Raw genomic sequence first — 12,884 nt, forward strand, 5'->3', positions numbered from 1 at the left:
TGCACAGATTCATATGACGCTCGCTCCCACGCCATGCATGGGAGCGATCGAGGGGGTCAGAACGCCCAGTCCAGGCTCAGGCCCACCCCTTGAATATTCTCCTTGCCCGCCAACAGGCCGTTGTAGTCAAAGTTCACCTGCGCGTCGCGGGTCAACGCCACGCTGACCCGCGCCCCAACAGAGGCCGCATCGCGCACCATGGGCGAGCTTTGCACCGTAAACGGTGTGCTGGCCGAGGCAAACGCCAGATGCCGCTCGGCATCGGTCGCGCTCAGGTTGTGCTGCCAGCCCAAGGTGCCGGACACCTGCACCTGGTTGAATTGCTTCAATGCACGCAGCCCCAGGGTGCTCAACACCAGGTCGCGGGTGTCCTCGCCGCCCTTGAGCGCCGCCGCATCGCCCTTCTCGGTGAAGCCGTCGGTATCCAGGTGCACGTAAGCCAGATTAGCAAACGGTTCGAGCGCCATCGGTTGCAAGTTCAACCGATACGCCGCCTCGGTGAACACTTGCGTGCTGCGCGCCTCGACCTTGGCCTTCTGCTTGCCCTCCACCGCGCCGTATTGCAGGTCGCGCTTCACGTCTGCGCGGTGCCAGCTGTACGTCGCGCCGCCGCTCAGGCGCCAGGCGCCGATTTCGTGCCCCAGGTAAGTGCCCAGGTGATAGCTGTCTACCGAAGCCCTTGAATGGGTGCCGTCGCCCAGGTTCAACGACGTGTCGCTGTAGCCGCCCACCAGGCCCACGCGGGTATCGTCATCCAGCGCACCGTCCACACCGGCCAGCAGGCCGCCGATGGCGGAAGTGTAGCCCGCCGTCTCACTGGCGCTGCGGGTCTTGCCCCAGGCACCGAGGGCCTTGACCCAGACGTTGCCACGGGTGTCGAGGGTCTGGGTGGACGTGCCCATTTCGCCGTGCTGCAAGCGCTCGCCCACCGCTTGGCGCAGGTAGCGGCTGTCGTTGACCAGCGCGCTTTGCAGCGCCGGGTAGACTTCCCCGGACAACTGCTGGAACGCCCCTTGCGCGACCACCGCATCCGGCGCCAGCAACAGGCTTTCGTACACGCCGTTGCCTGCGCCCAGTTGCTCGGCCGCCGCCGCCACCGCGCGCTGGTTGTCGGTGACCGCCGCACTGGCAAAACTGTTGGCGCTGCGCACCACGTCCAGCTGGATACCGTCGGCGGCGTAGTTCAGGGTGCCGCCCAAAAACAGGTAGTCGGGCAGCACCGCGCCAAAACGCCCGCTAATGCCACCGGCCGCCTGCAGGATGTTGAACTGGCGACCCAGCAGGCTCTGCGCCTGGGCGGGGCTGAGCAATGTCGGGCTGTTTTCCAGCGCCAGGGTCACGTTGCCGCCGTTGAGCGTAGCCTTGCCGCCCGCGACGATTCGGTCACTGCTGTTGGCCGACAACTGCACCGCATAAGTGGAGCCAGGCTCAAACGTCACGTCGCCGGCCACGTTCAAGGTGCCGATGGAGTTACCCGGCGCCACGGTGCCGCCGTCTTTTGCGGTGAGCGAGCCGATACGCCCGGAACCGCCCAGCACGCCGCGGTCGCTGACGGTGACGTCAGAGGTGATCGAGCCGTTTACCGCCAGCAGCCCCTGGTTGACCAGCGTCGGACCGCTGTAGGTGTTGGCGCCGGTCAGCACCAGCGTACCGATGCCCAGTTTGGTCAGGCCGCCGTGACCGGCGATGTCGTTGCTCCACACATCCAGGCCGCAGTGCACGTCGTTGCACAGCCGTTGCGTGGGTTTGCCCGCATCCACCACCGCGCCGACGCCCGGCAGGTTGGCCACGAACTGGGTGCTGCCATAGGCCCCGTCGATGCGAAATTCGGCCGGGATGTCTTCTGCGGTGATAAACATGCCGGGCCCGTTGACCGCCTTGCCCAGGTTGATCATGCCCCAGCCGTACAACGCGTCGATGCCCGGCGCGCCGAGGTCGGTGGCCGTGGTTTTGAGCAGCGTGGCGATCTGCTCGCCGCTCATGTACGGGAACCGCTCCATCAACACCGCCGCACTGCCCGCCACATGGGGCGCGGCCATGGAGGTGCCGTTGAAGTTGGCCCAGTCGGTGGTGAGGTTGTCCAGGCTGGTGCCGTTGATCACCGAGCTGAAGATGCGGGTGCCGGGTGCCGACACGCAAAAACTTGCGGCATAACCGCAGCGCGAGGAGAACGTGCTGATCACATACGGGACGCTGCTGCTGGTGTCGGGGTTTTGTTGCAAGGCCGCCACCGACAGCCAGTTGGGGGCGATGTCCGGCACGAAATACGCCAGCCCCGACATCGCATCCGGGTTGTTGCGGTTGTAGTCGTTGCCTGCGGCAAAGATGGTCAGCACGCCGCTGCGGGCGGCGTCGATGGCGCCCTGGTAGGCACCGCCTGCGAGGGTCCCCAAAATAGGCCGGATATGATCGAACTGCGCTTGCGCTTCATTGACCGTGAAATTGGCAAACGCTGGATCCCGCCCGCCTTTGGCGAACTCATCACCGATCCCGATGCCCCAGCTGTTGTTGATGATGCGCGCACCGCTCGCCACCAACGCATCCCACCCCGCCTTGTACACCGCCCCGTCGTTGCCCAGGATGATCCCGTCTTCGGGCCCCGGGTCGCCGTTTTCGGCGCTGATGATCTGCGCGTTGAACGCCACGCCGTGCATGGGCCCACCGTCCCGGTTGCCGGCCGCGATGCCGCCGACATGGGTGCCGTGGTTGCCCAGCTTGCCGTTGGAGCCCAGCGATGGGGTGCCGTCGTAGCGAAACGCATCGCCTGCTTTCACCGGAATATACGGGTCGGTGTATTGGCGAATGCCTTCGGTCACAAGGTTAACCACTTTGCCCGGGCTGGCGAACTCGGGGTGCAGGGCGTACACGGGTTGGTCGAAGATCCCCAGCTTCACGCCCTGGCCGGTGTAACCGGCGGCGTAGGCGCTGTCGGCGTGGATCGCGCCCAGGCCCCAGTCAGCCTTGAATTGCGCGCTACGCCAACTGGCGGCGTCGCCCAACTTGCCGGTTTCGACGTAGGGTGCGGCCTGGGCCGTACCCAGGCCGGCCAGGCAGCACAACAACGCGCTGGCGGGTTTTAACCCTGGTGTTTTTGTTTTCACGGTAACCGTCCTTAGTGTTTTGAGTGCTGGTGTAAAAATTCAATCTCCCTGACGCCGTGCTGACGTGCTGCCCTCGGTTCAGAACTGCCAATTGAGGCTCAGGCCAACGCCTTGCGTGCGCTGCCCGCCGCCCAACTGCCCGCTGTAATCGAGGTTGACCTGGGTGGCCTGGCTCAGCGCCAGGCTCGCTTGAAGCCCCACCAGCGCGGCATCGCGCAGCAATGGCGTGCTTTGCACCGCAAACGCGGGGCCACCGGCCACAAACCCCAAATGCTCCTGGGACGCGACCGGGCTCACGCTGTGTTGCCAGCCCAGTGAGCCGGACAGCGCCAGTGGCTGGCGATCGTTGAGCATCAGGTTTTTTACCCCACGGATGCCCAGCGTGCTCAACACCGCCTCGCGTCGGTCGCTGCCGCGCTGCAGCGCCGCGGCGTCGCCTTTTTCGTGAAACCGCTCGCTGTTGAGGTGCACGTAGGCCAGGTTGGCGAACGGCTCCAGGGCCAGGGCTTGCAGGTCGATGCGGTACGCCGCCTCGGTGAACAGCTGGGCGCTGCGCGCGTCCAGTTTGGTTTTTTGCTTGCCGCTGACGTCACCGTATTGCAGGTCGCGCTTCACGTCGCCGCGATGCCAGCTGTACGCACCGCCGACGGTCAGGCGCCAATCCCCTAACTCGCGTCCGGCGTAGGCGCCCAGGTGATAGCTGTCGATGGACGCAGAAGAATGGGTGCCGCTGCCCATGCTCAGCGAGCTGTCGCTGTAACCGGCCACCACGCCCACGCGGGTCTGCTCGTCGAGCGCCCCATCGGCACCGGCCAGCCAGCCGCCCAGCGAGGTGCTGTAGCCCGCCGTGTCACTGCGCCCATCGGCCTTGCCCCAGGACCCCAGGGCCTTGAGCCACAGGTTGCGCTCACCGCTCACCGGCACGTGCCGCAGGCGCTCGCCGACGGCGTCGCGCACCTGGCGACTGTCGTTGATCAACGTCGCGCCAATGGCCGGGTAGATTTCCCCGGAGAGCTGCTGCAAACCCTGGCGTGCGGTGGCCAGGGTGTCTGCACGCAACACGCTTTCGTACACCGGGTTGCCTGCGCCCAACTGCTCGGCCGCAGCGGCCACGGCGCGCTGGTTGCCGGTGGCGGCCACGCTGGCAAAGCTTGCGTCGTTGCGCACCACCTCCAACTGCACGTCATGGGCGGCGTAGTCCAGGGTGCCGCCAATGAACAGGTAATTGGGTAGCACGGCGCCGAACTGCCCCTCGATGCCGCCAGCGGCTTGCAGCAGCGTGTAGTGGCGACCGATCAGGCTGCGCGCCTCGGTGGTGCTCAATGGGACCGGGCTGTTTTCCAGCGCCAGGGCCACGCTGCCGCCGCCCAGCACGGCCTTGCCGCCGGCGACGATGCGGTCGCTAAGGGTGGGCGTGAGTTGCACGGCATAGGTGGAGCCCGCGCCCAGGTTCACATCCCCGGCAACCTGCAAGGTGCCCACCGAATTGCCCGGCGCCACGGTGCCGCCGCGGTTGACCGTCAACCCGCCGACACGCCCGGCGCCGCCCAGTGTGCCGCTGTCGTTGACCGTCACGTTGGACGCCAGCGAGCCGTTGACCGCCAACAGCCCGCCATTGACGGTGGTGGGGCCGCGGTAAGTGCTGTCGCCGGTAAGCACCAGGCTACCGGCGCCCGACTTGATCAGGCTGCCCTCGTACACCCGCTGCGCGGCGGCCAGGTCACGGGCGGTGCCCACGGCGTAGTCGGTCTGGTCCTGCTGGCTGGCGTTGGTCGGCAGGCCGTTTTGCCAACCCTTGTCCTGGAGCGTTTGCTGCCAGGCACTGTGTTCCGTGCGGTCTTCGGCCTGGCGCTGCAGCAGCGCGGTGTCGGTGATCCCGTTGCGCCACACATCGCCCTGCCCGGCCGCCAACGTGACGTTCATCGGCCCCAGCAACTGGCCCGGCCCCTGCATCGCCCGGCCCAGGTCCGGCACGCCCCAGCCCACGGTGGTGTTGGGGGCCTGGGTGAGCGAGCCGTCCAGTTGCGTGGCGGTGGTCAGCAGCACCTGCAGCGCTTGCTCGTTATTAAGGTACGGATAACGTTCCATCACCAACGCCAGCGCTCCCGTGGCATGGGGCGCCGACATCGAGGTGCCGGACTTGACTCCGTAGCCGCCGTCGGGAACGGTGCTGTTGATCAACGCACCGGGGGTGGCAATGCACCAGTACTTGGCAATCCCGCACCGGTTGTATTTCTGGTTGTTGGCCTTGTCCAGCCCCGACACTGCCAACCAGTGCCCTTCAAGCTCAGGCTGAAAATACGGCAGCGCCGACCGCACGCTGGCGTTGGCATAGCCGCTGTTGCCCGCGCTGAACACATTGATGACGCCCGCCTTGGCCACATCCGCCGCCGCGTCCAGCCAGGTGCCCTGGTTGTAGTGCTGGGCGTAGGCGGCGTGCAGGTCCCCCAGGGTCTGGTAACTGACGTCCTTGGGCTGGCTGCCCCAACTGTTGTTGATCGCGCGCACGCCCGAATCCACCAGCGCGCTGTACACGGCCTTGAAGTATTTAGGGTCAGGGGTGGGGCCAAACAGGAAGCTGTCGTTGGCATTGGTGTTGCCGACGTAGACCTGCGCGTTGTACGCCACGCCGTGCATGCCCACGCCGTCACGGGCAGCGCCCATGGTGCCGGTGACGTGGGTGCCGTGGGAATCGTTGTTGGGGTTGAGCGCCCCCGTGATGCCGCTGGCGCTGACCGCGTGGTAGCGGTCTTTAGAGGCTTCGGGGTGGTTGGGGTCGAAGCCTGAGTCCAGCGCGCCGATCTTTACCCCGCTGCCGGTGATACCGGCGGCGTAGGCTTGATCGGCTTTCAGGCGGCCCAGGCCCCAGTCGCTCTGGAACTCGGCCGACTGCCAGCTGGCGGGGTTGCCCGGCTGGCCGGTTTCGACGTACTGCGCCTGGGCGGTGGCCGACAGCAGCAACGCACCCGCCGCAAGGGGGGTGAAACGATGAAAATCCCTGTTCATGAAACGTTCCTTTTATTGTTTTTGCCGTTTCGCGTGGGTGCGATCAGCGCACCGGGCCGAAGGCTTCGTCCACCGTGGCGAGGTCGGTGTCGCGTAAATTGCCCGCGTAGTAGTGCAACTTGGTCCAGGCCATCAAGTAGTCGTAACGCGCCTGCGCCAGGTCGCGACGGGTGCTGTACAGCTGCTGTTCGGCATTCAGGGCGTCGAGGTTCACCCGCTCGCCGCCCAGGATGCTTTGCCGGGTCGACACCACCAGCGCCTCGGCCGACACCAGGGCTTTTTGGTATGCCTTGAGCTTGCTCACCCCCGACAGGCACGCGCTGAACTGGCGGCGCAGCTCGATCAGGGTTTCGCGGGTTTTACCTTCCAGCTCGTACTCGGCCTGTTCCATCGAGCGGCTGGCCTGGCGGGTGGACGCCGACACACCGCCACCGGCATACAGCGGCAGGCTGACTTCCACGCCGATGGTGTTGGTGTCATAGCGCTGGTTGTAGGTGTTGCCGCTGTCGGACTCCTGCTGGCGCGAGGTGGCGTACGCGGTGATGCGCGGCAAATGCCCGGCGCGGTTGCGCTCCACTTCGTAGCGCGCCACTTCCACGGCCTGGCGCTGGGAGGCCAGGGTCGGGTTGTTGGTCAGCGCCAGTTCATGCCAGGTGTCGTAGTTGGCCGGGGTCAGGGTGAACGCGGCAAACTGCGGGTTCAGCGGCGCCAGGTCGTTGATGTTGACGCTTTGCACGCCGATCAGTGCGCCCAGTTCACGCAGGGACGCGTCCTGCTCGTCCAGTGCCTGGATCTCCTCGGCGGTGGCCAGCTCGTAGCGTGATTCGGCTTCCAGAATGTCGGTCCGCGTGCCCTCGCCTTGCTGGAACAAATGCTGGTTTTGCTGGAACTGCTGCTCGAAGGCTTTTTTCTTGGCGCGGGCGATGTCGATCTGGTCCTGGGCAAACAAGGCCTGGGTGTAATAGGTCAACACGCGCACCAGCAAGGCCTGGCTTTTGTCGCGAAAACTCTCGTCGGCAAACAGCGCCTGGGCCACGCCTTTGCGGTAACCGGCATAGGCCTCGTAGTCGAACAACGGCTGTTGCAGGGTGAAGGTGGAGCCGTAGCTGTTGTAGTTACGGTCGTCGCGCACATTGCCGCCGCGCCCATCGGGCAAGTGGGCCTCGGAGTTGTTGCGGCCCTTGTTGTAGTTGTACGACAGCCGGGGCAGCAGCCCGGCGCGGCCGATGGTGCGGTTTTCAAGGCCGGCGTCGCGCTCCTTGATGGCGCCCAAAAACACCGGATCGTTGCGCAGGGCCTGCTCGTACACATCAAACGGGCCCATGGCGGCCTGGGCACTGGCACAGGTGAACAGCAAGGCGAGGAACAGCGGTTTCATGCTCATTCCTCGGTCAGCGCGGAACCGGCACGGTCCAGCAGCGGCTTGAACAGGTAATTGAGCAGGGAACGCTCGCCGGTGCGCACAAACATCTCGGCAGGCATGCCGGGCTTGATCACCAGGCCATGGAGTTTTTCCAGGGCCCCGTCGCTGACGGTGGTGCGCAGCACGTAGTACGGCGCGCCGGTTTTTTCATCCAGCATCTGGTCGGCCGAGATCAGGCTGACTTCCCCGGGCACGCGGGGGGTGCGGCTCTGGTTGAAGGCGGTGAAGAGGATGTCTACCGGCAGGTGCGTGCCAACCTTGTCCACCAGGTTCACCGGCAGGCGCCCTTCCACCTCCAGGCGCGTGCCCTGGGGCACGATTTCCAGCAGGGTTTCACCGGCGCGCACCACCGCGCCTTCGGTGTGCACGCCCAGGTTGACGGCGATGCCATCGGCGGGCGCAGTGATTTCGCTGTGGCGCAGGTCGAAACCGGCCGAGGTCAGTTGCTGCTCCAGCGTCAGGCTGCGCAACTGGGCGTCGGCCAACTGGCTGCGCACCTCTTTTTGGTATTCCTCGCCATGTTGTTGCAGCTTCAGGCGTGACTCGACGATGCCCTGCTCCACGCGCCCGCTTTCGCCAGTGTTCTGGGCCAGGTCCTGTTGCACCTGGGACAGTTGGCGCTGGTAGTCCAGCAGGCGGTTGCGCGGGATGTAGCCGTTGTCGGCCAGGGGTTGCAGGTTGGCCAACTGGTCACGCAGGGACTGTGCCTGGGCGGTCAGATCGGTGCGGGCACGGCGCATGCCATTAAGCTGCGCGGTGGCGCCGTCGATGTTGGCGCGGATGCCCGCCTGCTCGCGGGCAAAGGCATCGCGGCGGCTGCTGAACAGTTGGCGCTGGCCTTCCAGCACCAGCGCCAGGGCCGGGTCGGGGCTGGCGCTCAGCTCGGCCGGAAACACGATGCTTGAGCGGTTATCGCGCTCGCTCTGCCAACGGGCCACGCTGGCCCAGGCCAGGCGGTATTGGGCTTGCAGCGACTGCACGTCGGCCTGGCTTTGCGTCTGGTCGAGCTGAAACAGCGGCTGGCCCTGTTTAACGGCTTCGCCTTCGCGCACCAGAATCCGGCTGACCACACCGGGGCTCAAGGTTTGCACGGCCTTGCGCTTGCCCGACACCACCACGGTGCCCTGCACGGGAATGCCCTGGTCCAGCGGCGCCAGGCTGGCCCACAGGAAAAAACCGCCGGCGCCCACCAGGGTCAGCAGCCAGCCCATGCGCACAAAAAAACCGGCGCCGCGTTGTTCGTATTCGTGGGTGAGTTCAAGGTTGCTCATGCGCCTGGATTCCTTCCGGCTGTGTACTGGCGACTCAGGCTCACGCCTGCTTTTTCCCGGGGGGCTTCCTGTTGCCCGGACAGTGCACGCAGCACGTCCTGGCTCGGGCCGAAGGCTTGCAGGCGGCCTTCGTTGAGCACCAGCAGCTTGTCGGCCTGGGCCAAGGCCGAGGAGCGGTGCGTCACCAGGATCACGCTGCTGCCCTGCGCTTTCATCTGCATGATGGCGCTGGCCAGCGCGGCCTCGCCCACGGTGTCGAGGTTGGAGTTGGGTTCGTCGAGCACGATCAGCCGCGGCGCGCCGTACAGCGCCCGGGCCAGGGCCACGCGTTGTTTTTGGCCACCGGAGAGGCCGTTGCCCGAATCGCCCAGCACGGTGTCGTAGCCCTGGGGCAAGCGCAGGATCAGTTCGTGGACCCCGGCCTGGCGTGCGGCGTGCACGACTTTGTCCGGATCGGGCTGGCTGAAGCGTGCGATGTTGTCGGCGATGCTGCCGCTGAACAGTTCGATGTCTTGCGGCAAGTAGCCGATATGGGGCCCCAGGTCATCGCGGTTCCAGCGGTGAATGTCCGCGCCGTCCAGGCGCACCGTGCCCGCAAGCGTAGGCCACACCCCCACCAGCACGCGGGCCAGGGTGGACTTGCCCGACCCCGAGGCGCCGAGCACGCCCAGCACTTCACCGGCGGCCAGGCTGAAGCTGACCTGCTGCAAGGTCGCCACACGCTTGCCCGGCGGGCCTGCGCTGACCTGCTCGAAACTCACCTGGCCTTGAGGCGCAGGCAACGCCATGTGCTCAAGGTGCGCGGGAAACTCGCCGAGCAACTCATCCAGGCGCCGATACGCCAGCTTGGCCGCGCTCCATTGCTTCCACACGGCAATCAACTGGTCGATGGGGCTCAGTACCCGGCCCATCAGGATGGAACCTGCGATCATCATCCCGGCGGTCATGTCGCCCTTGATCACCAACAAGGCGCCCAGGCCCAGCACCAGCGATTGCAGGCACAGGCGCAGGCTTTTGCTCAGCGAGGTGACGATGGAGCCGGTGTCGCTGGCCTTGTTTTGCAGGCCCAGAAAGCGCGAATGCACGCCGAACCAGCGCGTGCGCAGCGCAGCGAGCATGCCCATGGCCTGGATGGTTTCGGCGTTGTGCAGGTGGCTGGTGGCCAATTGGGTGGACTGTTGCGAGTACCCGCTGGCTTCGCTTAACGGTTTTTTGGTCAGGGACTCGTTGAGCCACGCCAGGGCAATCAACAACACGGCGCCCGCGCTGGCCAGTACGCCCAGCCAGACGTTGAACAAAAAGATCACAAACAGGTAGACCGGAAACCACGGCGCGTCGAAAAACGCGAACAGAGCAGGCCCGGTGAGGAACTGGCGGATATGGGTCAGGTCGCCCAACGACTGCCCGGCATGGCCTTCGCCCCGTTGCAGGTTGCGCTCGAACGCGGCCTTGTACACCTGCAAGTTGAAGCGCCGTTCCAGTTGGCTGCCGATACGGATCACGATAAAACTGCGAATAACTTCCAGCACGCCAATAAAGGCAAAGAAACCCACCACCATCAGCGTCAACATCACCAGCGTGGTTTCGTTCTGTGACGACAGTACGCGGTCGTACACTTGCAACATATAGATCGAGGGCACCAGCATCAGCACATTAATCAAGGCGGTAAAACAGCCGATGCTGATCAAGGTACTTTTATAATCACCCAGCGCTTTAAACAACGGTGCAACGGGGGGGGTCTTCGCCATGTTGCCTGATCGTCCCTGAACAAAATACGCGCAATAGTTTGCGCTGGCCCCTATTTAAGGGACAGGCAAACCGTTCAATCCAATAAGCGGAAAATAACAGTGCCCTCAGGGCACGCGGTGTAACGCCAATACCCGACCGGATTTGGCACGGGCTTCATATTCGCCTTCGTTCTGGCGATTGAAATGGGTAATGCCAGTGCCTTCGGCATTCATTAACCAGAGGCCGTCCGGTGTAGGGGACCAACTCAAGGGTTTGTCCCCCAGCCATTGTTCGGCGCACGCCAGGTCACCGGTCAGGGCGCTGGCCTGTTCGACCAGGTCCAGGGCGCACACCTGGTCTTGCTGGCGCAACTGCCAGTGCCCGGCCAGTTGTGCGGTGGAAGGTAAAAGCAGACTGCTTGCCATTGCTGTGGCTCCTGCCAAAAGAAACAACGCCTGGACACACCAGGCAACCCGTTTAATCACTACGCTCATCACCATCGCCCGTTCAAGGGGTGGATGCAAGGGCAGAACGCGGCGCACCCGCGCCGCGCTCCTTTATGCCTGGATCACGCCACGATGTCGCTGACCGCTGCCTGGCCGACGGTGGTGACGAGGAAATCCGCCACGCCGTGCCCAGAGAAATCCACCGCCAAAGTGCCCAGGTTGGTGCCCGAAGCGTAGGACAGAACTGCATCGCCCGCATGCCCGGTGAAGGCATTGACGAAGGTCAGGCCTGCGCCTTTGGTGATGCCGGTCAGGTCGATCTTGTCGGCGCCGGTGGTGAAGTCGAAGATCTTGTCCGATGCACCCGGACGCGAATCGGAGACTGCCCCGTACACGAAAATATCGTTGCCCGAACCGCCCCACAGTTGGTCCGCACCGCCGCCGCCGTAGATGATGTCGTTACCGGCACCGCCTTTGAGCACGTTGTCGGCGTTGTTGCCGATCAGCAGGTCGTTGCCCGAACCGCCGATGGCGTTTTCCACGGTGACACCCTTGGCGATGGAGACGTTACCCACCAGGCCGCCAACGTCGGAGAACGAGCCTTCATTGAGGTTGATCTTCTGGTTTTGGGTAAAACCGGAGAAGTCCAGGGTGTCGTTGCCGCCACCATCCCACACCGAAAACACCAGCTTGTCGGCCGATGATGTGGCGCTGAGGTAGTCGCGCCCGGTGTTGGAGTTGAAGCCGTAGGTGGTGTCACCGGCACGGGTGCTGTAGTTGGCGCCGTAGAGCTTCTGGATCGCCGCGATGTCGTCGATCAGCGGGCCGGAGGAATACGCCTCGACGCCGCCTTTGCTGAAGTTCTGGTTGGTGTTGCTCTCGCTCCAGTAGCTCATGACGCTGTAGCCGCGAGTGTCTTGCCCGTAGTCCGCGTCCTTGTAGGACGGGTTGCCGGTCCCGGCGTTGTAGTCGCCAGGGTGCGCCAGGCCCAGGGTGTGGCCGATCTCGTGGGTCAGGGTCTGCCGGCCGTAGTTGTTGACGCCCGGCGTCAGGTTTACCTGGTAGCTGTTGTTGGTCAGGTACCAGGAAGCACCGTCGTAGCCCGCGCCATTCCCTGGCAGGTAGGCAAAAGCCGCAGCGCCAGCCTGGCCGCCGCTGTAGTTACCAAAGGTCATATGGTAGTCACCGCCCGAGGCTTTCTCGGTGAAGGTGACGTTGGCCACATCCGCCCACGATTGCATGGCCAGTACGGCCTGTGCTTTCTGCTGGGCATTGAACTGGCTGAACCCGGAGATACCATGCTTGTTCATGGTCGCCGTGGTGGCCGAGGTCAGGAAGGTGTAGGTGAGGTCGATCTTGCCGTTGCCGTTGACGTCCCGGTAGGCGGCGTGATCACGCAGCAGGTGGTCGGCGGCCTGGTCAATGCTGAACGAGGGCTTGCCGTTGACCGTGAGGTTGCCGCCACGGTCGTATTGATGGAGAAAGCTATCGATTTGTGAAAAGGCAGAACTTGCTTGCGCCGCCGAAACAATAGCTTTGTCTTTTACTTTTGACATAAACACACTTCCTTGTTTGCAGGTGGAACAGTTGTTGTCCGCCAAGACGTTCTCGGGCGAGAGCGTCCTGACACTCGCCTCTTATGAAGGCGGAGAAAAGCTGACACATCCTGAAATGACTCGTCCAGCACTTTTTAAGGTGTAAAAAGTCTCTTGCCGAATAAGCCCTGCAAACAAAACTCAATATTTACGTGCTCGCCAGCGCGTCTTTAACAACGACTGGCAAGTCACGTATTTAAATATTAAATACTGCTAAACCGCCGCCCTTTAAAATGGATCCAATCGGCCGAATTAATACACTTACACGGCGCAGCGTTATTACCGATAATATTGAATAGCCATCATCTAAACAG

7 protein-coding genes are annotated in these 12,884 nt (G+C 64.0%); all 7 read right to left on the reverse strand.

Features of this window, described 5'->3' with window-relative positions; translation table 11 throughout:
* Window positions 1–56 precede the first annotated feature (56 nt).
* The gene (locus tag ACW9H9_RS00585) at window positions 57–3,101 is read right to left on the reverse strand and encodes an autotransporter domain-containing protein (protein ID WP_457340981.1); all 3,045 of its coding nucleotides are present in this window, start codon (window positions 3,099–3,101) and stop codon (window positions 57–59) included.
* Window positions 3,102–3,179: 78 nt separating this feature from the next.
* Entirely contained in the window at window positions 3,180–6,107 is a 2,928-nt protein-coding gene (gene eprS / locus ACW9H9_RS00590; RefSeq protein WP_457340980.1) for an autotransporter serine peptidase EprS, read from the reverse strand.
* Between the two features lie 43 nt (window positions 6,108–6,150).
* Window positions 6,151–7,485 (reverse strand): TolC family outer membrane protein, encoded by a 1,335-nt coding sequence (locus tag ACW9H9_RS00595; RefSeq protein WP_457340979.1) that lies wholly within the window; start codon window positions 7,483–7,485, stop codon window positions 6,151–6,153.
* Between the two features lie 2 nt (window positions 7,486–7,487).
* Complete coding sequence (locus ACW9H9_RS00600; protein WP_457340978.1) at window positions 7,488–8,801, reverse strand: HlyD family type I secretion periplasmic adaptor subunit; 1,314 nt, start codon at window positions 8,799–8,801, stop codon at window positions 7,488–7,490.
* Window positions 8,798–10,549, reverse strand: a complete 1,752-nt coding sequence (locus ACW9H9_RS00605) for a type I secretion system permease/ATPase (RefSeq protein ID WP_457340977.1) — start codon at window positions 10,547–10,549, stop codon at window positions 8,798–8,800. Before ACW9H9_RS00605 ends, ACW9H9_RS00600 begins: the two co-directional genes overlap by 4 nt.
* Before the next feature lie 105 nt (window positions 10,550–10,654).
* Window positions 10,655–11,029: an AprI/Inh family metalloprotease inhibitor gene (locus ACW9H9_RS00610; RefSeq protein WP_457341093.1), complete on the reverse strand. Its 375-nt coding sequence runs from the start codon at window positions 11,027–11,029 to the stop codon at window positions 10,655–10,657.
* Between the two features lie 68 nt (window positions 11,030–11,097).
* Complete coding sequence (locus ACW9H9_RS00615) at window positions 11,098–12,531, reverse strand: serralysin family metalloprotease (RefSeq protein ID WP_457340976.1); 1,434 nt, start codon at window positions 12,529–12,531, stop codon at window positions 11,098–11,100.
* Window positions 12,532–12,884 lie beyond the last annotated feature (353 nt).

It is taken from the genome of Pseudomonas sp. SDO5215_S409 (assembly GCF_054071325.1).